Source organism: Pseudomonas sp. HP_14, from assembly GCF_055283875.1.
On the sequence record NZ_JBTOQI010000043.1, the window covers coordinates 48,081 to 71,365 of the forward strand.

Below are 23,285 nucleotides of genomic sequence, written 5' to 3' on the forward strand. Positions count from 1 at the left end.
CCTTCAGGCAGTTTTCGGGGTCAGGCGCTCGAACAGCGCTTCAATGGTGTTAAAGCGTTCTTCCGGACGCTCCATGGGCACCATGAATTTGAACAGCGTGGCACCTTCGAACTTATAACGGTTGGGTTGGCCCTGAATCAATTTAATCAGGGTCAGTGGATCAACCGGCGTGTCTGCAGCAAATTCGATACGTCCGCCCTGAGGGCCTGCGTCGACCTTCTTGATACCCAGTTGCTCGGCCTGCAGTTTGAGCAGGGTAATGCGCACCAGATGCTTGGTTGGTTCGGGTAGCAGGCCAAAGCGATCGATCATTTCCACCTGAAGATCCTTGAGGCTGTCTTCGTCAGCGGCATTGGCGATGCGTTTGTACAGAATCAGGCGTGTATGCACATCCGGCAGATAGGCTTCCGGTATCAACGCAGGTACCCGCAGGTTGATTTCCGGGCCACCGCCCAGCGGTTGGTCGAGGTTTGGCTGTTCGCCCTTGCGGATCGACTTCACCGCACGTTCAAGCATTTCCATGTACAGCGTGAAGCCCACGGCCTGAATCTGTCCGCTTTGACCGTCGCCCAGCAATTCGCCTGCGCCACGGATTTCCAGGTCGTTGGTGGCCAGCACAAAGCCGGCCCCCAGGTCCTGAGTATTGGCGATGGCCTCCAGACGCTTTTCTGCATCCGGGGTGATCTGTTTGCGTGGTGGGGTCAGCAGGTAGGCGTAAGCCTGGTGGTGGCTGCGACCAACGCGGCCGCGCAATTGGTGCAGTTGCGCCAGGCCGAATTTGTCGGCGCGCTCGATGATGATGGTGTTGGCACTCGGTACGTCGATACCAGTCTCGATAATGGTCGAGGCGATCAGCACGTTGAAACGCTTGTGATAGAAGTCGCTCATCACCTGTTCGAGTTCGCGTTCACGCATCTGCCCATGACCGATGCCAATCCGCGCTTCCGGCACGAGTTCGGCCAGATCCGCGGCGCATTTTTCGATGGTTTTTACGTCGTTGTGCAGGTAGTACACCTGACCACCGCGCAACAGCTCACGCAGCAGCGCCTCTTTGACCGTCGGTTTGTTCTGCTCCATGACGAAGGTTCGTACGGACAGACGTCGAGCGGGCGGCGTGGCGATGATCGACAGATCGCGCATGCCAGACACGGCCATGTTCAGCGTGCGCGGGATTGGCGTCGCGGTGAGGGTCAGAATGTCGACTTCGCTGCGCAGCGCTTTCAGCTGTTCTTTCTGACGCACACCAAAGCGGTGTTCTTCGTCGATGATGACCAGCCCCAGATTCTTGATCTTGACGTCATCCTGCAGCAGCTTGTGGGTGCCGATGACGATGTCGATCTTGCCTTCAGCCAGGTCGGCAACCGCTGCGTTGACTTCCTTGGCCGATTTGAAGCGACTCATCACTTCAACGCTCACCGGCCAATCGGCAAAGCGGTCGCGGAAGCTGTTGTAGTGCTGTTGAGCGAGCAGGGTGGTCGGCACCAGAATCGCGACCTGACGACCGCCGTGCACGGCGATGAACGCCGCGCGCATGGCCACTTCAGTCTTGCCGAAGCCCACGTCGCCACAGACCAGTCGGTCCATGGGTTTTGGCGCGAGCATGTCGGCGCGCACGGCGTCGATCGTGGTTTGCTGGTCAGGCGTTTCTTCAAACGGGAAGCCCGCGCTGAACGTGGCGTAGTCGGCTTTGGGGTCGGCAAATGCGTAACCTTCGCGGGCGGCGCGGCGGGCATAAATATCCAGCAGTTCGGCGGCGACGTCGCGTACTTGTTCGGCGGCTTTGCGTTTGGCTTTCTGCCAGGTTTCCGAACCCAGCCGGTGCAGCGGCGCCAAGGCGTCATCGCTGCCGGTGTAACGGGCGATCAGGTGCAGGTTGGCCACCGGGACGTACAGCTTGGCGTCCTCTGCGTAAGCCAGCATGAGGAACTCGGCGACCTGGTTTTCAACTTCCAGCGTCGCAAGGCCCAGGTAGCGCCCCACGCCGTGATCGATGTGCACCACCGGTGCGCCCTCGCGCAGCTCGGTGAGGTTCTTGATTACTGCATCGTTATTGCCGCCGTCGGTGCGTTTCTCCCGACGTCGACGCTGCATGACGCGCTGGCCAAACAACGGGCTTTCAGCGATCAGGGCAATAGCAGGTTTTTCGAGCAGCAGGCCATCGTCAAGCGGCGCGATGGTGATCGACAGGCGATCCTTGCCCTCAACGAAATCATTCCAGCTGTCGACCGTTTTGGGTCGTAGCTTCAGGCGTTCGAGGAGCTCCAGCAACACTTCGCGGCGACCGGCCGATTCAGCGGTGAACAGAATGCGGCCGTCGAACTCTTCAATGAACTTTGACAGTGCTGCCAGCGGCTGATTGGCCTTGGCCTCAATGGCCAGTTCCGGCAGCAGGTGCGCCGGGAAGCGCTCGCGGCCGACGCCGGTTTCGACGTCCTGCTGGCTCGCGACAACCCTTGGCCAGCTTTTAAGGCGGGCAAAGCAGTCTTCCACGGGCAGGAACAGCTCGGCGGGAGGCAATAGCGGACGCTCGGGATCGACGCGACGCTCTTCATAACGGTTGCGCACGTCGTTCCAGAAGTTTTCGGCGGCCTGTTCAATGCCGGGCAGGGAAAATACCTGCGTGTCTTGAGGCAGATAGTCGAACAGGGTCGAGGTTTCTTCGAAAAACAACGGAAGGTAATACTCGATACCGGCCGGTGTGATGCCGCTGCTCAGGTCCTGAAAGATCGGACTGCGGCGGAAATCTACATCGAAGCGCTCGCGAAAGCGCGCTTTGAAACGGGTGACTTCTTCCTTCTGCAGCGGGAATTCCCGTGCAGGCAGCAGGCGCACTGAATCGACCTTGTCGATCGAGCGCTGGTTTTCTGGATCAAAGGTGCGCAGTGTTTCGATTTCGTCATCGAACAGGTCGATCCGGTACGGCAGTTTGCTGCCCATCGGGAACAGGTCGATCAGGTTGCCGCGTACGGTGAATTCGCCGTGCTCATAAACGGTATCGACGTAGCGATAACCGCTGGCTTCCAGGCGCGTGCGCATCGCTTCGATATCGAGTTTCTGGCCGATATCCAGCACCAGACTGCTGCCGAGCAGGAATTTGGTCGGTGCCAGTCTATGTAGGGCCGTGGTGATCGGCACTACCAGAACGCCATGGTCCAGCTCTGGCAAGCGATAGAGGCTCGCAATTCGCTGGGAAATGATGTCCTGGTGCGGCGAGAACAAGTCGTAGGGCAGGGTTTCCCAGTCCGGGAAATGCAGCACCGGCAACGATGGCGCGAAGAACTTCAGTTCCTGTTCGAGCCGCTCGGCGCTCTGGCTGTCGGCGGTCAGGAGCAGGGTGAAACGCTTGGCGGCACTGGCTGCTTCGGCAATAGCCAGGCTCAGCGCGGCACCGGGAAGGTTGCCCCAGTGTTGTTTGCCTGCAGCGGCAGGGAGTAGCGGTAGACGCAGAACAGGCACGGAAGATTGAGCTCCAAGCGTTGCGACGAGGGCCGCGATTGTACCGGGGGAAGGGTGCAAATGTCAGGTCTAAGACTACGCTGTGATTCAGAAGTGCACGCCCGGGCATTTTCTGAAGTGCAGCGGAACAAAATGTAGTGCTCGCTGATCTGACAACGGCGCATTGCCCTTAAACAAAGGCGGCGGCATAATGTAGCCCCTTTTTTCAGCCCCTACATGTGGAAGGTTCCCGTGACTCAGAAGCCCGACCAGTGTCTTGGTGAATGGATTGATCGTGAAGCCCTCGCCGAGGCGATGATCCCGCTTATCGGTCAGCTCTACCGCAATAACAATGTGGTGAGTTCGATCTATGGCCGCAGCCTGATCAATCGTTCGGTTATCGCGATTCTCAAAGCTCACCGCTTTGCGCGTCACCGTCAGTCCGATGCAAGCGAGTTGTCCGTACACGAGACTTTCCCGCTCGTTAAAGCCATGAGCGAGCTGAAACTGGGCGCTGCCTCGGTGGATCTCGGCAAGCTGGCTGTCAAGTTCAAGACTGAAGGCAATGGCCGTACCGCCGAAGCGTTCGTCCGTGAAGAACTGGCCGAGCTGGTGGGTCAACAAAACGCTTCGCCACGTAAAGGCACCGACGTTGTGCTGTACGGTTTCGGCCGGATCGGTCGCCTGCTGGCGCGTATCCTGATCGAAAAAACCGGTGGCGGAGACGGCCTGCGCCTGCGTGCAATCGTCGTCCGTAAAGGCGCCGAGAACGATCTGGTCAAGCGTGCGAGTCTGCTGCGTCGTGACTCGGTGCACGGTCCTTTCGACGGCACTATCACCGTCGATGAAGCCAACAGCACCATCACCGCCAATGGCAACCTGATTCAGGTGATCTACGCCAAGAACCCAACCGAGGTGGATTACACCCAGTACGGTATCAAGGACGCGCTGCTGGTGGATAACACCGGTGTATGGCGTGATGCCGATGGTCTTGGGCAGCACCTTTCGTGCCCGGGCATTGATCGTGTGGTCCTGACCGCACCTGGCAAAGGCAAGCTGAAGAACATCGTGCACGGTATCAACCACGGTGAAATCACAGCTGACGACAAGATTGTTTCTGCGGCTTCCTGCACCACCAACGCCATCGTGCCGGTGCTCAAGGCAGTCAACGACAAGTTCGGCATCGTCAATGGTCACGTTGAAACCGTTCACTCGTACACCAACGACCAGAACCTGATCGACAACTTCCACAAAGGCGATCGTCGTGGCCGTAGTGCTGCGCTGAACATGGTTATCACCGAGACCGGTGCTGCCACTGCTGCTGCCAAGGCGCTGCCTGAACTGGCTGGCAAACTGACCGGTAACGCGATCCGTGTCCCTACGCCGAACGTTTCCATGGCGATTCTCAACCTGAACCTTGAGAAGGCGACCACTCGCGAAGAAATGAACGAGTACCTGCGTTACATGGCGCTGCACTCGGACCTGCACAAGCAGATCGATTTCGTGAACTCTCAGGAAGTGGTTTCCACTGACTTCGTCGGCTCGCGCCACGCCGGTGTAGTGGATGCTGAAGCAACCATCGCCAATGATAACCGCGTTGTTCTGTATGTCTGGTACGACAACGAGTTCGGTTACAGCCACCAGGTGGTTCGCGTGATGGAAGACATGGCGGGCGTTAACCCGCCAGCATTCCCGCGCTAAGAGCAGTTACAGGCTTTAAGCGACAAGCTACAAGCTACAAGTAGAAACAAAAACGCCCCGACCGGGTAACTGGTCGGGGCGTTTTTTTGCCTGGTATCTGTAGGAGCTGCCGAAGGCTGCGAAGGCGATCTATCTGATACTCCGCCATTCGCAGCCTTCGGCAGCTCCTACAGGGTGACTCAACTGGCAGTCACAGCCTCAGGCGCTTGCAGCTTTTGCCCGCCTTTGCGGAACAGCACCAATGTAGCCACCAGACCCAGCACTGCGGCGCCCGTCAGCCAGATGCCCGGCGCTGCCTTGTTGTCCAAGACGTGAATCAGGTAGGTACAAGCAGCCGGGGTAAAGCCACCGAAGGTCGCAGTCGCAAGGCTGTAGGCCAGGGAGAAACCGGTTGTACGCACTTCCACTGGCATGATTTCGGTCAGGGCAACCACCATTGCGCCGTTATACGAGCCGTACAGGAAGGACAGCCACAGTTCGACCATCAGCAGGTTGCCGAAACTTGGGTGGGCCACCAGCCAGGACAGGGCAGGGTAGGCTGTTGCAATTGCTAGCACGGTCGCCCCCAGCAATAGCGGTTTGCGACCGATACGGTCGGACAGCGCGCCCATCACCGGCAGCCAGATGAAGTTCGATATCCCGACAAAAACCGTCACGATCAGGCTGTCGAGATCGGACAGGTGCAGCTCGTTTTTACCAAACGTCGGCGTGTAGGCGGTAATCAGGTAGAAAGACACGGTGGTCATGATTACCAGTGCCATGCCGCCGATCACCAGGCCGAAATTCTGGCCAATCGAGCGCACCACTTCTTTAAGGGTGGGGCGATGAGTACGGGCCTGAAATTCCGGTGTTTCTTCCATGGAACGACGAATCACGAAGATCACCGGTACGATCAGGCAGCCGATCAGGAACGGCACGCGCCAGCCCCATTCACCCATTTCTTCCGGGCTCAACCAGTGATTCAGGCCTACGCCCAGCAGGCCAGCGAAGACCACTGCTGCCTGCTGGCTTGCGGATTGCCAGCTGACGAAGAAGCCCTTACGGCCCGGCGTGGAAATTTCTGCCAGATAAACCGATACACCACCCAGTTCAACGCCAGCCGAGAAGCCTTGCAGCAAACGACCCAGCAGCACGAGCAGCGGTGCGGCGACGCCTAGGGTTGCATAACCCGGAACGCAGGCAATCAGCACGGTACCCATTGCCATCATCGCCAGCGTGACGACCAGGCCTTTTTTGCGGCCGTGACGGTCAATGTAGGCGCCGAGAAAGATCGCACCCAGTGGGCGCATGAGAAAGCCGGCACCAAAGGTGGCCAGCGAAAGCATCAGAGATGCGAACGCGCTGTCGGAAGGGAAGAAGGTTTTGGCGATGGCAGTGGCGTAAAAGCCGTAGACCATGAAGTCAAACATTTCAAGGAAGTTGCCGCTGACAACGCGAAAAATCGCTTTGCCTTTGCCGGTGTTCGAGGCCATTGAAAATTACTCGCTTGGGCTATCTGGTCGAGGTTCTGCGTTTCATCAACCTTAGCCAGATGGCTCTGGCCCGGTCGTGCTGACGTGGCAGTAACCCCAAAGGATCCGTTGTATTGTTATGTCCTGCTGCATCGGTCAAGGCTCCTGCCTGCACGCAACGCACAATTGTAACCATATGTGTAAAAGGTTCTAAAAACAACTCTTGCTACTTAATGTCCGCGCGATGGCGCGTGATTTCATCTGCGATTTGCAGACTCGCTAACTTGATCAGGGCGATGCCACGGAAGGGTGGTTGACGAAGATTTCAGGAATGTCGTGTTTTTGATGTGAATCGTTACGCCAAGCGCTTTATCATGCGCAGCCTTGACTGGTCGCAGCGTCATTTGGTCGCAGACAAAAGTGGCTTGCGACGCTACCAACGGTTAATGTTCCACCGATTGGCGCAGGTTTAGACTGCGCGCCAGGTTTCGATCCTTCATGTCGCCGGCCGCGATGTGATTTAGCCAGAGATGCCAGAGTGGTACCTCGGCCTGTTCTAAGGAGTACGCATGGCTGTCTACAACTACGACGTAGTGGTATTGGGTTCCGGCCCTGCCGGGGAAGGCGCGGCAATGAACGCCGCCAAGGCGGGGCGTAAAGTAGCGATGGTCGACAGCCGTCGGCAGGTCGGCGGTAACTGCACACACTTGGGCACTATCCCGTCCAAGGCCTTGCGTCATTCGGTCAAGCAAATCATTCACTTCAACACCAACCCGATGTTCCGGGCCATTGGCGAGCCGCGCTGGTTTTCGTTCCCGGACGTGTTGAAGAACGCCGAAATCGTTATCTCGAAACAGGTTTCTTCGCGCACCGGCTACTACGCTCGTAACCGCGTCGACGTATTTTTCGGTACCGGCAGCTTTGCTGACGAGAACAGCATCGATGTGGTGTGCGGCAACGGTGTAGTCGAGAAGCTGGTCGCCAACCAGATCATTATCGCCACAGGATCGCGGCCTTATCGCCCCGCAGACATCGACTTCTCCCACAAGCGTATCTACGACAGCGACACCATCCTCAGCCTGGGTCACACGCCGCGCAAACTAATCATCTATGGCGCTGGTGTGATTGGCTGTGAATACGCGTCGATCTTCAGCGGTCTGGGCGTAATGGTCGAACTGGTCGATAACCGCGACCAATTGCTGAGCTTCCTCGACTCGGAAATCTCTCAGGCGTTGAGTTACCACTTCAGTAATAACAACGTCATGGTTCGCCATAACGAAGAGTATGAAAAGGTCGAAGGTCTGGACAACGGTGTGATCCTGCACCTCAAATCCGGCAAGAAGATCAAAGCCGACGCATTGCTCTGGTGCAACGGTCGTACGGGTAATACCGATAAGCTGGGTCTGGAGAACGTTGGCATCAAGGCGAACGGTCGCGGGCAAATTGAAGTTGATGACAGCTATCGCACCAACGTGCCCAACATCTATGGTGCGGGTGACGTGATTGGCTGGCCGAGCCTGGCAAGTGCCGCTTACGACCAGGGTCGTTCGGCAGCGGGCGTAGTCGTCGACAACGGCAGCTGGCGCTATGTCAATGACGTGCCGACGGGGATTTACACGATTCCGGAAATCAGCTCGATCGGCAAAAACGAACACGAATTGACTCAGGCCAAAGTGCCGTACGAAGTGGGCAAGGCGTTCTTCAAGGGCATGGCGCGGGCGCAGATTTCCGGCGAGCGCGTGGGCATGCTGAAGATCCTGTTCCACCGCGAAACCCTTGAGGTTCTGGGCGTGCACTGTTTCGGCGACCAGGCATCAGAGATTGTGCACATCGGGCAGGCGATCATGAACCAGCCGGGTGAAGCCAACACCCTGAAGTACTTCGTCAACACCACGTTTAACTACCCGACCATGGCTGAAGCCTATCGGGTAGCTGCCTATGATGGTCTGAACCGGCTTTTTTAAGCGACTCCGGCCGGTGGCCTGAGCCGGCCGGGGAGACCGATTTCAGCGATTCTCAAGGGTGGCGCTGGCCAAACCGGGAAAGTCTGTAATCAGGCTGTCTACGCCGAAGTCGGCGAGCCTGCGCATCAGCGCGGGTTCGTTGACGGTCCACACCGACACATGCAAACCCTGACGTTGGGCTTTCTGTTGGCGTTCAGGGGTGCAGAGTGTCCAGTTCAATGCCAGATACTCACAGCCGTAGCTTTGGGCGACCTTTAGCGGGTCCAGCCAGGCGTATTCAGCCACAAGGCCGCGTGAGATATCCGGCGTCAGTTCCAGTGCTGCCCGCAACACTTCCCGAGAGCTTGAGGTAATCGTGATCTTGTCCAGTAGTCCATGACGCTGAGCCATTTCGCGAATTGCCAGTACGGTTGATGCGGCCCGCGTGCGAGAAGCGCTTTTGACCTCCAGTTGCCAGTGCTCGAAATCGCACTTTTCAAACAGCTCCTCCAGGCGAGGGATCGGGCAGGGATTGATCCAGCCCGGGCCGCCTTTACGAGCGTCATAGGTCACCAGATCCGCTGCGCTGTGTTCAATCACCTTGCCGCGCCTGTCAGTGGTGCGCTTCAGGGTTGGGTCATGGATCACCATCAGTTCCCCGTCACGGGACAGATGCAGATCAAGTTCGCAGCGGCGTACGCCGTGCTTGAGGCATTCCTGAAAACTGGTCAGGGTGTTTTCCGGTGCTTCGCCTTTGGCGCCGCGGTGGCCATAAATAAGGGTCACGTTTACTCCTGGTGGCCTTCAAGGCGTCGGTCTTGGTGTGATGGTCATTTCTTTGCTGTTATCAAATGCACCCTCTGGATGGAATACATTCCCTGTAGGAGCTGCCGAAGGCTGCGAAGCATTTAGCCTGACACACCGCCATCGCAGCCTCCGGCAGCTCCTACAGGATCAGCGTGTCCTTTATTCAGGCTTTTCCTGCTCCAGCGCCTGCCGTCGCAGCGCGGCTTGTCGTTGCAAAATGTATCGGGCCAGCAGTTGGCGCTGAGAGTCTGGAAGATCGATGAACTCGGTACCGATCTCGAATTGGCCATCCGGCAGCATGTCGCAATGCGTCACTTTGGCGTGCAGCATTAAAGCCGAAGCTTGCGGCATCAGGACTATTTTGATCGACAGTTGGGCATCAACGGCGAAGCTTGCAGGATTGTGAAATTGCACGCCGCCTTCAGAAATAATCACTGGCTGCGGGGCCCCGAGCTTGCCCAGTGTGGTTTGCGCCACCACCCGGCCGAGCAGTTCAATGCGCTTGCCGAACGACTGCAGCAGGCTGCTCACCACTCGATCCCGCTCGTCCAGCTGACGCAAAAGGTGCTGGGATTCGAACTCGTTGATGTGCAGTTCGCTGAGCAGCTCAAAGAGTGCCGAGGTCTCGCGCATGGCTTGGTGCCCGGCTTGGTCGGTGCTGGAGAGGAGGTTAATTTCCAGTGCGACGCTGTCCTCGATACGGTAGTATTCGCGGCGTTCTTCTTCATCTAATGTCGACATGGCGAACCCATGGTAGCGGCGATGGTCATAGTGGTTGCTCGCAGTGCTTAGAGTGTTTTCGAGTGTAAAGCTGCACGCTTAGGCCCGCCACAAGGACGTCCCCATTCCTCCGAACAAGTCCCTAAATGTTCAGACCTCTTTTTGTATTCATAGGCACGCGTTACACCCGTGCCAAACGCCGAAATCATTTTGTCTCCTTCATATCCCTGACGTCCATGATTGGTCTCGCCCTGGGCGTAGTGGTCATGATAGTCGTCTTATCGGTCATGAATGGTTTCGATCATGAAATGCGTACTCGCGTGCTCGGCATGGTCCCGCACGCCACCATTGAAGCCGGTGAACCGATCGGCAACTGGCAGGCCCTGGCTGACAAGGTCAGGCAAAATCCGCAGGTTGTCGCTGTCGCGCCATTCACCCAGATGCAGGGTTTGCTGACCAATAACGGCAACGTGCAGAAAGTCCTGCTCAATGGCATCGACCCGGCGCAGGAGCGGAAAGTTTCGATCATCGATAACTTCATGAAGCAGGGGAAGCTCGATGATCTGGCGGCCGGTGACTTCGGTATCGTGATCGGCGACAAGGCAGCCACCAAGCTCGGTGTCGGAGTGGGTGACAAGGTGACCTTTGTTGCCCCTGAAGTGACGGTGACCCCTGCGGGCATGTTCCCGCGCATGAAGCGTTTTACCGTGACCGGTATTTTTCATGTGGGGGCTGGTGAGCTTGATGGTTACCTGGGGCTGACCAACCTTGACGATCTGGGCCGTTTGCATCGCTGGAAAGCGAACGAAGTACAAGGGCTGCGTCTCAAGTTCGAAGACCTGTTCGAAGCGCCTCGAACCTCTTATCAAATCGCCCAGACCCTCGGCGAGCACAACTACTATTCCCGCGACTGGACCCGCACCCACGGCAACTTGTATCAGGCTATCCGCATGGAAAAAGCCATGATCGGGCTGCTGCTGTTGCTGATTGTTGCAGTAGCTGCATTCAACATTATTTCCACGCTGGTCATGGTGGTCAACGACAAGAAGGGCGACATTGCGATCCTGCGCACCTTGGGCTCTACGCCTGGGCAGATCATGGCGATTTTCATGGTCCAGGGCACGGTGATCGGCGTCGTCGGAACCTTTATAGGCGCGGTCGTAGGCATCATCGCCGCGCTCAACGTCAGTGCCGCGATTTCCGTTCTGGAAGGCCTGATCGGCCACAAGTTTCTCAACGCTGACGTGTACTTCATCGACTACCTGCCGTCGCAACTGATGGCCGAAGACGTGTTGATGGTATGCGGTGCGGCATTGGTCCTGAGTTTCCTCGCCACCTTGTATCCGGCCTGGCGCGCAGCGCGCACCCAACCGGCGGAGGCGTTACGTTATGAGTGAGTCGGGCATGAGTGATAAAGCAGTATTGAGTTGCCGTAACCTGGGCAAATCCTATGAGGAAGGCCCTGAGTCGGTAGTGGTTCTGTCGGGTTTGCAACTGGAGTTGTTCCCGGGTGAGCGCGTGGCGATTGTCGGCAGTTCAGGCTCTGGCAAAAGTACCTTGCTCAACCTTCTGGGCGGCCTCGATACGCCTTCCGAGGGCAGTGTCTGGCTGGCGGGCGAAGAGCTTTCCGCATTGGGTGAAAAGGCCCGCGGCCTGTTGCGCAACCGGGCGCTGGGTTTCGTGTACCAGTTCCACCATTTGTTGCCGGAGTTCACTGCGCTGGAAAACGTCTGCATGCCGCTGCTGATTGGCAAGACGGCGATTCCGGAAGCCCGTCAGCGTGCGACAGCGTTACTGGAGCGGGTAGGGCTTGGGCACCGTCTGGCGCACAAACCTTCCGAGTTGTCTGGTGGTGAGCGTCAGCGCGTGGCCATTGCCCGTGCACTGGTCAATCAGCCTGGCCTGGTGATGCTCGACGAGCCGACCGGTAACCTGGATCACCACACCGGGCAGGGCATTCAGGATTTGATGCTGGAGCTGAGCACTTCGTCGCGTACTGCGTTTCTGGTGGTGACTCACGACATGAATCTGGCCAGACAGATGGATCGTGTGTGGCGTCTGGAAGATGGGCGTCTGGTAGAAGCGTGACCCCGTTGACCCGGCACAATCGATCGCGCCGGGTGTCATTTTTGCGGTAATTTTTTCTACGGTGCACTGCGAATGTTTCGACCGTTATCCATTTTTATTGGCACGCGCTACACCCGCGCCAAGCGCCGCAACCATTTCATCTCGTTCATTTCCATGACCTCGATGATCGGCCTGGCGCTCGGTGTGCTGGCGATGATTGTCGTGCTGTCTGTAATGAACGGTTTCCAGCGGGAAATGAGTTCGCGCATCCTGGGCATGGTCCCTCACGCGGTCATCGCAGGCGTCCAGCCGCTGAATGACTGGAAGCCGGTCGCCGACGCCGCGCTGAAAAATCCTGAGGTCACTGCCGCTGTGCCGTTCACTGAAATGGACGGCATGCTGTCCTACAAAGGGGCGATGCAGCCAATCCAGATCAGCGGTGTCGATCCTGCGCTGGAGCATGAGGTATCGATCGTTGCCCAGCATATCGTGCAGGGCAAACTGCAGGACTTGAAAGCCGGTGAGTTCGGTGTGGTGCTGGGCGAGCTGAGTGCTCGCCGCTTCCGCCTTAACGTCGGTGACAAGTTGACCTTGATCGTGCCTGAAGTCAGCAGCGCGCCGGGGGGCATCACGCCGCGTCTGCAACGGTTGACCGTGGTCGGTATCTTCAAGGTGGGTGCCGAGCTTGATGGCTCCATGGCCTTGATCAATGTCGCCGACGCCGCGCAGATTCAACGCTGGCAGCCTGATCAGGTGCAGGGCGTGCGACTGGCCTTGAAAGATCTGTATAAAGCGCCTGAGGTTTCGAAGGTAATCGCTGGCGGGCTGGGTGCGGACTACCGAGCCGATGACTGGACCCATACTCAGGGCAGTCTGTTCAGTGCGATGAAAATGGAAAAAACCATGATCGGCCTGTTGCTGCTGATGATCGTCGCCGTGGCGGCGTTCAATATCATCGCCACGCTGATCATGGTGGTGAATGACAAGGGCGCGGACATTGCGATCCTGCGCACCATCGGCGCGACGCCCCGGCAGATCATGACCATCTTCATGGTTCAGGGAACGGTCATCGGTATCGTCGGCACTATTATTGGCGGCGTGCTCGGGATCATCGCAGCAATCAACGTGAGTAGTCTTGTGGGTTGGGTGGAGCGGGTCAGTGGCCAGCACATCTTCAGCTCCGATGTGTACTTCATCAGCAACCTGCCTTCCGAGTTGCAAGCGGGCGACGTGGTGCTGATCTGTAGCGCTGGCTTCATTCTCAGTTTTCTGGCCACGCTTTACCCTGCCTGGCGTGCGGCGCAGATTCAGCCAGCGCACGCATTGCGTTACGAGTAATTGATGGGGTGGGCCTGACAGTTTCCTGTTGTCAGGTCTGCCCGCCAGTGCCGCCCACTTCCGCCTCTGTTTTCGCCACTCTGGAGAACACCATGCCCTCTATCGCTCGTCTCTCACTGGTTGCCGCGCTTCTGACACTCAGTCAGCCATTGCTCGCATCGCCGACCCCCGCACTTACGTTCGGGCACGCTGCGCCAGCCGCTCAGGCCTCGCGCACGATCGAACTGGTTTTAGGTGATATGTACTTCGATCCCAAGGCGGTGCAGGTCAAAGCCGGTGAGACCGTACGCTTTGTGTTGATCAACAAGGGCCAGTTGCTGCATGAATTCAATCTGGGTGATGCAGCGATGCATGCCAGTCATCAGCAGGAAATGATCAAGATGCAGCAGAGCGGCATGCTCACGCCCACCGGCATGAATCATCACGCAATGGATCACGGCTCCATGGAAATGAAGCACGATGATCCCAACAGCGTGCTGGTTGAGCCTGGGAAAACCACTGAGCTGACATGGACCTTTGCCAAGGCCGGCAATCTTGAATTCGCCTGCAATCTGCCTGGGCATTATCAGGCGGGCATGGTCGGCAAACTGACAATTACCGAGTAGCCGCTGAAAGCGCGGCGTAAACTCTATAAACTTGTCGGCTTACTCCGATAGCTTCAAGTGATCCAGGTACCGTCATGCATCCTGCAGCCGAACACTCGCCGCTGGGCAAGTCCAGTGAATACATTGCCACTTACACACCGTCCCTGTTGTTCCCGATCCCGCGTGCCGCGAAATGGGCCGAGCTGGGGTTGACTGCACAGACGTTGCCCTATCAGGGCGTGGACTTCTGGAATTGCTATGAATTGTCCTGGCTGCTGCCATCCGGCAAGCCGGTCGTGGCCATTGCCGAGTTCAGCATCCCGGCTGATTCGCCGAATATCATCGAGTCCAAATCGTTCAAGCTGTACCTGAACTCGTTGAATCAGACGGCCTTTGCTGACCGTGCCGATCTGACCGCGACTTTGGTGAAGGACTTGTCAGCCGCTGCAGGCAAGCCAGTAGGTGTGCGCATTCGCAGCCTGGCGGACATTGAAAGCGAAGGCGTGGCGACGATGCCGGGGGGGTGCATCGACGAGCTTGATGTGAGTATCAATAGCTACGACCGGCCGCAGCCTGAACTGCTGCGTTGCGATGAATCCCGTGTTGTCGAGCAAAGCCTGCACAGTCACTTGCTCAAGTCCAACTGCCCGGTGACCAGTCAGCCGGACTGGGGCAGCGTAGCGGTGGAGTATCGCGGTGCCGAGCTGGACCCTGCGAGCCTGCTGGCGTACATCGTCAGCTTCCGGCAGCATTCGGATTTTCATGAGCAGTGCGTCGAGCGTATCTTTCTCGACCTGCAGCGCTTGCTCAAACCAGAGAAACTGACGGTGTACGCACGTTACGTGCGTCGCGGCGGGCTGGATATCAATCCGTATCGCAGCACGGAGTCGATCACCCCGGATAACCGTCGGCTAGCCCGACAGTAGGCAGCAAAAAGCCCGTCACTGACGGGCTTTTTTATGGGGACCGGTTTGCCTTCTCAGGACGTCAAATGCCGATGTTTCCCAAGGTCACGACGATATTGCGCAGTGTGCCTGCGATGCCCGGGTGTTCAAGTTCAAAACGCTCAACGGCAAGATTGACGCCATCGGCCAGGCTAGGATCCTGAGTTACGGACTCCAGCTCGATTTGTGACTGGATCTGCTGCGCCAGGGCTTCCAGATCGGCGCGCTCTGCTTCATTCAGAGGTGGATTCTGCTCCAGTTGCTCGCGCAGGGTATTGAGTTGTTCTTGCAGTTCGCGGGCAGGCATGACGTGCTCCTTCATTGATAAGTCTGTCCCATGGACCCCGGCGTCAGGCCAAAGGTTCGTCATGGGTATGTGACAAGACTAATCCACTCTGGTGCGGCTTGCCTGCAGATTGCGCGTCCAGTCCGGCGCCCTCGCGGCTAGAGCCAGTCCTGCGGGTCTGTGTTTACAGTCCGGGAGTGCGCCCAAAAATTCTATTTCAGGGCTTCTCGCCCTTGGCCCGGCGGAGCGCGATATCGGCCAGGCACGACTCCAGTTCGCCCAGATGATCAATCGCCGAATGCACGCCAAGCGCGTAAAGCTGCAATGTCGCCTGGCCCCGACGGTATTCGCGCTCGGCATCGGTCAGGGCATGCCACTGGGAAGGGGATAGGCCGCACAGCGAGCCACATGACGCGAGGCCGACTGTCCACAGCCCGGCGCTGAGGCCCGCTTGCAGCAAGCGTGGCTCGCCGCTGACGAGTACACAGCCATTCAGTTGGCTGACGTTCAACTCCATAAGCGCCTGCCAGCAAGCATGGGGAGCGGGCCAACCTGCTTGGGCGGCAGGGGTGGCGCGAATCAGATGGCTCAATGGTTGAGCCAGCTGATTCGTAAGGTCTTCGGGTAATTCGTCCAGCCATGCACAAGGCACTGCCTGCTGATGCAGCCTCTGTAATGCTCTCAAGGCGCCAGGCGTAGGCAGAGAATGCTCATCGCTGAATTCGGACGCATTGCGCGCTTGCGCACCAAAATCCACCAGGCAGCCGCTCAGGCCAAAAAGAACGGCTGTAAACGCGGGCAGGGGAGCTGTCACGGGCGCGAGCATGGCGATATCTCTTAAATAACGCTGAACGCTACGGGGCATTTGTGACAGTAAGATGAACATCTGGTGATGGTGTTTAAAAGTGTTTTATCGGTCTTACAGGCTCGAATAGCCAAGGTGCTGCCTAATTCCTGTCATATGGCCTTATACTCCCCGCCTTGACGTGTGGGGGCGTAGCGCCCGCTTCATTACTTTTGCCAGGAGTTTCAGCTATGCCCGTGACCGGTGCTGGTGTGTTCAATCGTCTTGCTCAGCTGTGTGTTTGTGCCGGTATGGCGCTGGTGCCAATGGTTGCACAGGCCGCCGAAGAAGATCCGTGGGAAGGTGTTAACCGCGTCGTCTTCCGCTTCAACGACACCATTGATACTTATGCACTGAAGCCTATCGCGCAGGGTTATCAATTCATTGCCCCGCAGTTTGTCGAAGACGGCGTGCATAACTTCTTCAACAACATCGGTGATGTCGGAAATCTGGCCAACAATGTGCTACAGGCCAAACCTGCTGCTGCCGGTGTCGATACCGCTCGCTTGATCTTCAACACCACTTTCGGTCTGCTGGGCTTCATTGATGTGGGCACCAAGATGGGCCTTCAGCGCAGTGACGAAGACTTTGGTCAGACACTGGGTTACTGGGGTGTGCAAAGCGGTCCGTATGTTGTACTGCCATTGTTTGGTCCAAGCACTGTGCGTGACGCCATTGCCAAGTACCCTGATACTTATACTTCGCCGTACCGCTACATCGATCACGTGCCTACGCGCAACACTGCGCTGGGCATAAATCTGGTTGATACCCGTGCCAGTCTGTTGTCGGCCGAGCGGCTGATCAATGGCGACAAGTACATCTTCATTCGTAACGCGTATCTGCAGAACCGCGAGTTCCGCGTCAAGGACGGTCAGGTCACTGACGATTTCTGATTGATGCGATGGAAATAAATAAAGGCGACCTGTGGTCGCCTTTATTTTTTACTATTTGTGAACCAGTTCCGCCGGGTCTCAGTTCATCTTGACGATAGTCAGGCCCAGTTTTTGTCCGCCATCGGCCTCGTCAGTTACCCACACGACCTCTGTTTCTGCTTCAAGGCCCTTGAGGGCTGCATGGTCTGAATCGATTCGTACGCTCAGTTTGTCGCCCACTTTGAAAGTTCTGGGTGCCTGTACCTGCATCCCGGAGCTCGATAAATCAATGCACACAGCCGGGATGACCTGGCCTGCGTAGATCAAACTGATGTCGGCTTCCACGCGCATCCGGATGTAGTCTCGTTTCTCCTCGTAGCTTCGATCATTTAGACTCATGTCTAGTCCTTCGTTTTCGTTGCTGAATTCATGGTTCTTATAACTCTGAGCGATTTGCCGTGTAAAGACGCAAAGTGGGCGTTGGCGCGTGCTTGAAACGCCCGTCGGATGGGAGTACCGTCTGCGCCTTGAAGGGCACCTCTGAAACGCCACTTACAGGATCAAAAGTCCGGTCGTGCGGTCAGAGAGGCTAGAAGCGAATCCAGTACGCAGACCCGTGAACCGGGTTGCCTACGCCAACCTAATCTGGCGCCGTTTGCCCACATGCAGAAAACCAGTGCCACGCTGCTGATAATCGATGACGACGAAGTAGTGCGAGCGAGCCTCGCCGCCTACTTGGAAGACAGTGGCTTCAGCGTCCTGCAAGCTAACAATGGCTTACAGGGCATACAGATATTCGAGCAGGACAAGCCCGATCTGGTGATCTGTGACTTGCGCATGCCGCAGATGGGCGGGCTCGAGCTTATCCGTCAAGTAACGGCGATCGCGCCGGAAACCCCTGTGATCGTAGTGTCTGGTGCGGGCGTCATGAATGATGCCGTCGAGGCGCTACGTCTGGGTGCTGCCGATTACCTGATAAAGCCCCTTGAAGACCTGGCGGTGCTGGAACACTCGGTTCGTCGGGCTCTGGATCGCGCTCGTCTGCTTCAGGAAAACCAGCTTTACCGCAAGAAGCTTGAAGCCGCCAACCGCGAACTGGAGGCCAGCCTGCATCTTCTTCAGGAAGATCAGGATGCCGGTCGCCAGGTGCAAATGAACATGCTGCCGATCAGTCCATGGTCGATCGACCAGTTTAACTTTGCCCATGAAATCATCCCGTCGCTTTATCTGTCGGGTGATTTCGTCGATTACTTCCGTGTCGACGAGCGCCGGGTGGCGTTCTATCTGGCAGATGTTTCCGGACATGGTGCTTCATCGGCATTCATTACCGTGCTGCTGAAGTTCATGACCACGCGCTTGCTGTTCGAGTCCAAGCGCGGTGGTACGCTGCCGGAGTTCAAGCCTTCTGACGTTCTTGGCCACATCAACCGCGGCCTGATCAGTTGCAAGCTGGGCAAGCATGTAACGATGGTAGGCGGTGTGATTGACGAGGAGTCGGGGCAATTGACGTACGCAGTCGGCGGTCATCTGCCGTTGCCTGTGATGTATACGCCGGGTGAAGCACGCTACCTGCAAGGTCGCGGTTTGCCGGTGGGTCTGTTTAACGAAGCCACCTATCAGGATCATGTGATCGACTTGCCAGAGTCGTTTAGTCTGACTCTGTTGTCTGATGGCATTCTGGATCTGCTTCCCGGTGATACACTCAAAGAGAAAGAGGCCGCGTTACCTGAACTGGTAAAAGCGGCGGGCGGCAGCCTGGATGGCTTGCGTCAGACTTTTGGATTGGCCACGCTAGGGGAGATGCCGGATGATATCGCCTTGTTAGTGTTGAGCAGGAACCTTGAATGAGTACCGGTAGAATCCAGTTCGCCGAGCAAGAAGGCACCTTCGTTCTCAAGTTTGTTGGGGAAGTGCGCCTGACCTTATGTTCGGCTTTGGATGCGACTATTGAGCGAATCTTCACCGCTCTGAATTTTTCGGCGGTGGTAATCGACCTGACCGAAACCCGTAGCATCGACAGCACGACGCTTGGCTTGCTGGCCAAGCTGTCGATTTTGTCGCGTCAAAAAGTCGGGCTCTTGCCGACGCTGGTCACCACCCATGAAGACATCACCCGGCTTTTGCAGTCGATGGGTTTCGATCAGGTGTTCAACATTGTCGACCGGCCGATCCCGTGCCCTGAATGCCTGACGGATCTGCCGTCCCAGGATCAGTGCGAAGAAGTGGTCAAGGCCAAGGTGCTGGAAGCGCACAAGATTCTGATGGGGCTCAACGATTCCAATCGCGAAGCGTTCCATGATCTGGTCAACGCGCTTGAGCGTCACTGATCAATCAGAACTACCGATTCGCCACTAAAAGGGCGGACAGCAAAAAGGGCGGCATCTGTGAGGATGCCGCCCTTTTAGTATTTCAGCCTGGTCTTTCAGTGCATTGATCAGACCTTGGCGCTGAGCAATGCTTCGAGTTTTTCCTGGTCGCGAGCGAACTGACGAATACCTTCGGCAAGCTTCTCGGTTGCCATGGCATCTTCATTGGACGCCCAGCGGAACTGGCTCTCGTTGAGTGTTACACGCGGCTCACCGGCGTTGCCCGGGTTCAGCTTGCGCTCCAGTGTGCCTGTGTCTTCTGCCAGCTTCTGCAGCAGGTCCGGGCTGATGGTCAGGCGATCACAGCCCGCCAATTGTTCGATCTGGCTCAGGTTGCGGAAGCTGGCACCCATGACCACGGTCTTGTAGTCATTGGCCTTGTAGTAGTTGTAGATGCGGGTAACGGACTTCACGCCCGGATCTTCGGCTCCGACGTAATCCTTGCCTTCAGCCTTTTTGTACCAGTCGTAGATCCGGCCCACGAACGGCGAAATCAGGAAGACGCCAGCATCGGCACACGCCTGGGCCTGTGCGAAGGAAAACAGCAGAGTCAGGTTGCACTGGATGCCTTTCTTTTCCAGTACTTCCGCAGCGCGGATACCTTCCCAGGTCGACGCCAGCTTGATCAGAATCCGATCCTTGCTGATCCCGGCCTTGTCGTACATATCGATCAGGCGTTGGGCGCGGTCGATACAGGCATCGGTATCAAAAGAGAGGCGGGCATCGACTTCGGTGGAAACGCGGCCCGGCACAACCTTGAGAATTTCCTGGCAGATAGCGACGGCAAAGCGATCAGACGCCAGGCCAATATCGCCATTAGCGCCGCTGAAGGCTGCCTTGAGGCGGTCAGCATTGCTGTCGCTGGAACCGGCCTTGAGCAGCAGGGAGGGGTTGGTGGTCGCGTCGACCGGCTTGAGTTTCTCGATGGCAGCGAAATCGCCGGTGTCGGCAACAACGGTGGTGAATGCTTTGAGTTGATCCAGCTTGGAAGTCATGAGCGTGCTCTGTCCTGTGCGGTTAGGTGACATTACCCGAGCGTTGCTGCCCACTCAAGGGCGCAAAGCATAACGCCGCGCCAGAACAGGGCGGCCTGCTGCCCGGGTGGGCGAAAACTCGATCCAGACTGGTTGGAGCGCGATCTGCCGCGCTTGTTCCATTGTTCAGTTCTGTAGTTTCAGCGACCTTCCAGCAGCCCGGCCGCCTGATCCAGGAGCGCCAATGGATCCTGAGTCTTGTGGATGTCCACCGAGAGCAGTTGCCGGAAGCGCCGTGCCCCCGGAAAACCAGTGCCCAGACCCAGTACGTGGCGGGTGACATGATGCATCGAACCACCGCTCTGGATATGCGCTGCAATGTACGGACGCATCGCAGCCAGCGCCTCGGCGCGGGAAATCACCGGAACATCGCTACCGAACAACTGCTGATCGACTTCAGCCAGCAGATAAGGGTTGTGATACGCCTCACGACCCAGCATCACGCCGTCGAACACCTGCAAGTGCTCCTGGCATTGCTCCAGGGTTTTGATGCCGCCGTTGAGAATGATCTCCAGGTCAGGAAAGTCCCGCTTCAGCTGCGCAGCCACGTCATAACGTAGTGGCGGGATGTCACGGTTTTCCTTTGGCGACAGACCTTCAAGAATCGCAATCCGCGCATGCACCGTAAAACTGGTACAGCCAGCGTCACGCACGGTGCCGACGAACTCACACAGCTGCTCGTAACTGTCGCGTCCATTGATCCCGATCCGGTGCTTGACCGTAACCGGAATCGACACCACATCACGCATCGCCTTGACGCAATCAGCCACCAACTGCGGATGCGCCATCAGCACCGCACCAATCATATTGTTCTGCACCCGGTCACTCGGGCAGCCGACATTCAGATTGACCTCGTCATAGCCCACGGCCTCAGCCATCCGCGCACACGCCGCCAGATCCGCCGGCACGCTGCCACCCAACTGCAACGCCAGCGGATGCTCCGCCTCGTCGTGCTGCAGGAAACGATGCGGATCAGCGTTCAGCAACGCACCAGTGGTGACCATCTCGGTGTAGAGCAGGGCATTCTTTGACAGGAGGCGCAGGAAGAAACGGCAATGTCTATCAGTCCAGTCCATCATGGGTGCAACAGAAAAACGCCGACTGAATTCAGGCGTTATATCGGGTTTTTCAGATGACATTAGCATCGGGAGCTCGGAGGAATACAGGGCGAGATTCTACCATCGCGCCCGTCGTGCATCCACGTTAGCCAATCGCTTCGGTCGTCCGCTGGAGCGTGACCGTTGCCTCGCGCGGAAGATCCCCACGATCCTTGGCCTGTCAGCCTGATCCGGGTAGAGAATCAAACAAGACCAATCTGATTACTTCATCCCGACAAGGCCCTTGGCCAGGCTGCGGCCTTCGGAATTCATGTTGTGATTGGACATTGCGTTATTAAGTGCGTTTGTTGCTACTCCTAAAGCAGATTGCATGCTTCTTATCTCGGTTGTAAGAACTTCACGCTGACGCTTACGCTCTTCGTCAGACAGCGTTTTATCGCTCGCCAGTTCCATTAGTTCCTGGCTTTTCTGGGCGATTTTTTCCTGGAGCTTACGAATATTCTTCAGTACTTCTTTAACGTCCTCTGGTAACGGAGCTCGATCAATGTCGGCGTACTTCTCACTCTCCGATTTCTCATGGCCTTCTTTAGATATCTGAACTTTCGTAGTCGCGGGTGCGGAGCTGGCGACCGCGGAGTTTTCGGTCGTCGAAGCTGACGATGCTGTCGTCAGTCGATCCTGCATGATGGGCGTGTTCGCGAGGGGTGTGATTTTCATCAGGGTTTTAGTCCCGGGGGGGGGGGGCGTTGTTAGGGTTTTTAGCGCTATGAGCCAGAAATACTTTTATTAGCCATATTTGTTGGTATGAGCGAGTGTTAAATCAGGCACTGCCTTGATTGCCAATCAGCGGCAGTCTTGCGAGCATGTTTTTTAGCGCTAACGCGTCCCACGGTAGATGCTCAGTAATGCCAAGGCCCACAATATCTGCGATCTCAGCGACGTCCCGCAATACGTCGACAACTTGCGCGATGCTAAGCTCTCCTTGGGCAATTCCCTCGAAAGCGCCGGCGGGCTTTTGAGGGTTGGCAAATAACAGCGAGCGAAACAGTTTGGGATCCAGCACGTCCAGATCGAAATGGATCGCCAGATGCCTTGCGCCTGTTGATTCAAACCATTCGAGGATGGCTTGGCTTCCCATCTGAGCGACCTGAGCTGGGCTTGCGTTTCTTAAACCCAGACGGCTGATTTCAGACGCCTCCCATTCGGTCGGATCATGCATGCCCAGATACATAATGTTCTGCGGTTTCAATGGCCGGGTGACAGCGCTTACGAAGTCCGCGTCACCGTTGCCCATGAGCATCCCGAGAACCATCGCGTGGGCGTTATTGAATTGCTCAGGAGTCATGATATCGGGGTGGGCATCCACCCACAGAACAGCAAGTTCACCCTCGTATCGTTCGTTTAAGTAAGCAAACGGCGCCAAGTCGACGAGGCAGTCTCCCCCGAGTATGACTAGTCGCTCCGGGTGGTGGTGATCGATGAGTTTTCGGGCGTTATGTAACTGAGCCAGCAATGCGCTGCGGCCAACGATCCCGCATTCCTCAGTCAACACAGCTTGTGACGGTGTCGCTACCGATACGTGTTCTGTCGGCCCGGAGTGCTCTGGTGCTAACCACGCCAGCAACTGCGCGCCGAAGTGATACGGTGCATTGTTGCCCCCCTGCCATTGAGGAAAAATCAGGCGCAGAGTTTTGCCATCGGAGATGGACATGGATCTTGAACTCCTGAGTGGAATTATGGGCTCAGTACAGTCGAGGTCTGCGTGGCGCAATGCCCGTAACCGGGAAATCCGGCTCGAACTTATCCAGATTAGCGAAGCCTGTTGGGGAGGAGAT

21 protein-coding genes are annotated in these 23,285 nt (G+C 57.0%); 10 read left to right on the forward strand and 11 right to left on the reverse strand.

Annotated features, from left to right (window positions below):
* Nucleotides 1-3: 3 nt before the first annotated feature.
* Entirely contained in the window at nt 4-3,456 is a 3,453-nt protein-coding gene (gene mfd, locus ACYASS_RS22030) for a transcription-repair coupling factor (RefSeq protein WP_463587677.1), read from the reverse strand.
* Nucleotides 3,457-3,672: 216 nt separating this feature from the next.
* On the opposite strand from mfd, the gene ACYASS_RS22035 reads away from it, so the two are divergent.
* Nucleotides 3,673-5,136, forward strand: coding sequence for a glyceraldehyde-3-phosphate dehydrogenase (locus ACYASS_RS22035; protein ID WP_463587678.1), 1,464 nt, complete (start codon nt 3,673-3,675; stop codon nt 5,134-5,136).
* 179 nt (nt 5,137-5,315) lie between these two features.
* On the opposite strand, the gene tcuC is transcribed toward ACYASS_RS22035, so the two are convergent.
* A complete protein-coding gene (tcuC, locus tag ACYASS_RS22040) occupies nt 5,316-6,608 on the reverse strand; it encodes a tricarballylate/proton symporter TcuC (RefSeq protein WP_463587679.1) in 1,293 nt (430 codons plus the stop codon).
* Between the two features lie 548 nt (nt 6,609-7,156).
* Here tcuC and sthA point away from each other — a divergent pair.
* Nucleotides 7,157-8,551, forward strand: a complete 1,395-nt coding sequence (gene sthA, locus ACYASS_RS22045) for a Si-specific NAD(P)(+) transhydrogenase (RefSeq protein ID WP_122666457.1) — start codon at nt 7,157-7,159, stop codon at nt 8,549-8,551.
* Between the two features lie 42 nt (nt 8,552-8,593).
* Here sthA and ACYASS_RS22050 read toward each other — a convergent pair whose 3' ends face one another.
* The gene (locus ACYASS_RS22050; RefSeq protein WP_463587680.1) at nt 8,594-9,316 is read right to left on the reverse strand and encodes a glycerophosphodiester phosphodiesterase; all 723 of its coding nucleotides are present in this window, start codon (nt 9,314-9,316) and stop codon (nt 8,594-8,596) included.
* Nucleotides 9,317-9,496: 180 nt separating this feature from the next.
* A complete protein-coding gene (locus ACYASS_RS22055; protein ID WP_463587681.1) occupies nt 9,497-10,078 on the reverse strand; it encodes a PilZ domain-containing protein in 582 nt (193 codons plus the stop codon).
* Between the two features lie 125 nt (nt 10,079-10,203).
* On the opposite strand from ACYASS_RS22055, the gene ACYASS_RS22060 reads away from it, so the two are divergent.
* The 5 genes from ACYASS_RS22060 (at nt 10,204) to queF (ending at nt 14,972) form a co-directional block, all read left to right on the forward strand.
* The gene (locus ACYASS_RS22060; protein WP_243245702.1) at nt 10,204-11,454 is read left to right on the forward strand and encodes a lipoprotein-releasing ABC transporter permease subunit; all 1,251 of its coding nucleotides are present in this window, start codon (nt 10,204-10,206) and stop codon (nt 11,452-11,454) included.
* Nucleotides 11,455-11,461: 7 nt separating this feature from the next.
* Complete coding sequence (gene lolD / locus ACYASS_RS22065; RefSeq protein ID WP_205504740.1) at nt 11,462-12,145, forward strand: lipoprotein-releasing ABC transporter ATP-binding protein LolD; 684 nt, start codon at nt 11,462-11,464, stop codon at nt 12,143-12,145.
* A 72-nt stretch (nt 12,146-12,217) separates the two neighbouring features.
* Nucleotides 12,218-13,462, forward strand: a complete 1,245-nt coding sequence (locus ACYASS_RS22070; protein WP_463587682.1) for a lipoprotein-releasing ABC transporter permease subunit — start codon at nt 12,218-12,220, stop codon at nt 13,460-13,462.
* A gap of 92 nt (nt 13,463-13,554) precedes the next feature.
* Nucleotides 13,555-14,067: a copper-resistant cuproprotein CopI gene (gene copI, locus ACYASS_RS22075; RefSeq protein WP_463587683.1), complete on the forward strand. Its 513-nt coding sequence runs from the start codon at nt 13,555-13,557 to the stop codon at nt 14,065-14,067.
* Nucleotides 14,068-14,141: 74 nt separating this feature from the next.
* Complete coding sequence (gene queF, locus ACYASS_RS22080) at nt 14,142-14,972, forward strand: NADPH-dependent 7-cyano-7-deazaguanine reductase QueF (RefSeq protein WP_463587684.1); 831 nt, start codon at nt 14,142-14,144, stop codon at nt 14,970-14,972.
* 61 nt (nt 14,973-15,033) lie between these two features.
* On the opposite strand, the gene ACYASS_RS22085 is transcribed toward queF, so the two are convergent.
* Together ACYASS_RS22085 and ACYASS_RS22090 are read right to left on the reverse strand one after the other, a co-directional pair.
* The gene (locus ACYASS_RS22085) at nt 15,034-15,297 is read right to left on the reverse strand and encodes a DUF4404 family protein (RefSeq protein ID WP_122666465.1); all 264 of its coding nucleotides are present in this window, start codon (nt 15,295-15,297) and stop codon (nt 15,034-15,036) included.
* Nucleotides 15,298-15,493: 196 nt separating this feature from the next.
* Complete coding sequence (locus ACYASS_RS22090; protein WP_463587685.1) at nt 15,494-16,102, reverse strand: HAD family phosphatase; 609 nt, start codon at nt 16,100-16,102, stop codon at nt 15,494-15,496.
* Nucleotides 16,103-16,311: 209 nt separating this feature from the next.
* Here ACYASS_RS22090 and ACYASS_RS22095 point away from each other — a divergent pair, with 209 nt between their 5' ends.
* Complete coding sequence (locus tag ACYASS_RS22095; protein WP_122666467.1) at nt 16,312-17,013, forward strand: MlaA family lipoprotein; 702 nt, start codon at nt 16,312-16,314, stop codon at nt 17,011-17,013.
* Between the two features lie 78 nt (nt 17,014-17,091).
* Here ACYASS_RS22095 and ACYASS_RS22100 read toward each other — a convergent pair whose 3' ends face one another.
* The gene (locus ACYASS_RS22100; protein ID WP_243245697.1) at nt 17,092-17,391 is read right to left on the reverse strand and encodes a PilZ domain-containing protein; all 300 of its coding nucleotides are present in this window, start codon (nt 17,389-17,391) and stop codon (nt 17,092-17,094) included.
* A 264-nt stretch (nt 17,392-17,655) separates the two neighbouring features.
* Here ACYASS_RS22100 and rssB point away from each other — a divergent pair, with 264 nt between their 5' ends.
* Nucleotides 17,656-18,840 (forward strand): two-component system response regulator RssB, encoded by a 1,185-nt coding sequence (gene rssB, locus ACYASS_RS22105; RefSeq protein ID WP_243245696.1) that lies wholly within the window; start codon nt 17,656-17,658, stop codon nt 18,838-18,840.
* The gene (rssC, locus tag ACYASS_RS22110; protein ID WP_122666469.1) at nt 18,837-19,319 is read left to right on the forward strand and encodes an anti-sigma factor antagonist RssC; all 483 of its coding nucleotides are present in this window, start codon (nt 18,837-18,839) and stop codon (nt 19,317-19,319) included. Before rssB ends, rssC begins: the two co-directional genes overlap by 4 nt.
* Before the next feature lie 107 nt (nt 19,320-19,426).
* On the opposite strand, the gene tal is transcribed toward rssC, so the two are convergent.
* From tal to ACYASS_RS22130, 4 genes are all read right to left on the reverse strand, one after another.
* A complete protein-coding gene (gene tal / locus ACYASS_RS22115) occupies nt 19,427-20,353 on the reverse strand; it encodes a transaldolase (protein WP_463587686.1) in 927 nt (308 codons plus the stop codon).
* 179 nt (nt 20,354-20,532) lie between these two features.
* Nucleotides 20,533-21,531, reverse strand: a complete 999-nt coding sequence (dusA, locus tag ACYASS_RS22120; protein WP_463587834.1) for a tRNA dihydrouridine(20/20a) synthase DusA — start codon at nt 21,529-21,531, stop codon at nt 20,533-20,535.
* Nucleotides 21,532-21,711: 180 nt separating this feature from the next.
* Complete coding sequence (locus tag ACYASS_RS22125) at nt 21,712-22,167, reverse strand: hypothetical protein (RefSeq protein ID WP_463587687.1); 456 nt, start codon at nt 22,165-22,167, stop codon at nt 21,712-21,714.
* A 103-nt stretch (nt 22,168-22,270) separates the two neighbouring features.
* Complete coding sequence (locus ACYASS_RS22130) at nt 22,271-23,161, reverse strand: arginase family protein (protein ID WP_463587688.1); 891 nt, start codon at nt 23,159-23,161, stop codon at nt 22,271-22,273.
* Between the last annotated feature and the right edge of the window lie 124 nt (nt 23,162-23,285).

Bases quoted from the DNA above. Each gene is read 5' to 3' on its own strand.
- ACYASS_RS22035 (WP_463587678.1), top strand. From the start codon at position 3,673: ATGTGGAAGGTTCCCGTGACTCAGAAGCCCGACCAGTGTCTTGGTGAA.
- tcuC (WP_463587679.1), bottom strand. From the start codon at position 6,608: ATGGCCTCGAACACCGGCAAAGGCAAAGCGATTTTTCGCGTTGTCAGC.
- sthA (WP_122666457.1), top strand. From the start codon at position 7,157: ATGGCTGTCTACAACTACGACGTAGTGGTATTGGGTTCCGGCCCTGCC.
- ACYASS_RS22055 (WP_463587681.1), bottom strand. From the start codon at position 10,078: ATGTCGACATTAGATGAAGAAGAACGCCGCGAATACTACCGTATCGAG.
- ACYASS_RS22060 (WP_243245702.1), top strand. From the start codon at position 10,204: ATGTTCAGACCTCTTTTTGTATTCATAGGCACGCGTTACACCCGTGCC.
- lolD (WP_205504740.1), top strand. From the start codon at position 11,462: ATGAGTGATAAAGCAGTATTGAGTTGCCGTAACCTGGGCAAATCCTAT.
- ACYASS_RS22070 (WP_463587682.1), top strand. From the start codon at position 12,218: ATGTTTCGACCGTTATCCATTTTTATTGGCACGCGCTACACCCGCGCC.
- copI (WP_463587683.1), top strand. From the start codon at position 13,555: ATGCCCTCTATCGCTCGTCTCTCACTGGTTGCCGCGCTTCTGACACTC.
- queF (WP_463587684.1), top strand. From the start codon at position 14,142: ATGCATCCTGCAGCCGAACACTCGCCGCTGGGCAAGTCCAGTGAATAC.
- ACYASS_RS22085 (WP_122666465.1), bottom strand. From the start codon at position 15,297: ATGCCTGCCCGCGAACTGCAAGAACAACTCAATACCCTGCGCGAGCAA.
- ACYASS_RS22090 (WP_463587685.1), bottom strand. From the start codon at position 16,102: ATGCTCGCGCCCGTGACAGCTCCCCTGCCCGCGTTTACAGCCGTTCTT.
- ACYASS_RS22095 (WP_122666467.1), top strand. From the start codon at position 16,312: ATGCCCGTGACCGGTGCTGGTGTGTTCAATCGTCTTGCTCAGCTGTGT.
- ACYASS_RS22100 (WP_243245697.1), bottom strand. From the start codon at position 17,391: ATGAGTCTAAATGATCGAAGCTACGAGGAGAAACGAGACTACATCCGG.
- rssB (WP_243245696.1), top strand. From the start codon at position 17,656: ATGCAGAAAACCAGTGCCACGCTGCTGATAATCGATGACGACGAAGTA.
- rssC (WP_122666469.1), top strand. From the start codon at position 18,837: ATGAGTACCGGTAGAATCCAGTTCGCCGAGCAAGAAGGCACCTTCGTT.
- tal (WP_463587686.1), bottom strand. From the start codon at position 20,353: ATGACTTCCAAGCTGGATCAACTCAAAGCATTCACCACCGTTGTTGCC.
- dusA (WP_463587834.1), bottom strand. From the start codon at position 21,531: ATGTCATCTGAAAAACCCGATATAACGCCTGAATTCAGTCGGCGTTTT.
- ACYASS_RS22125 (WP_463587687.1), bottom strand. From the start codon at position 22,167: ATGAAAATCACACCCCTCGCGAACACGCCCATCATGCAGGATCGACTG.
- ACYASS_RS22130 (WP_463587688.1), bottom strand. From the start codon at position 23,161: ATGTCCATCTCCGATGGCAAAACTCTGCGCCTGATTTTTCCTCAATGG.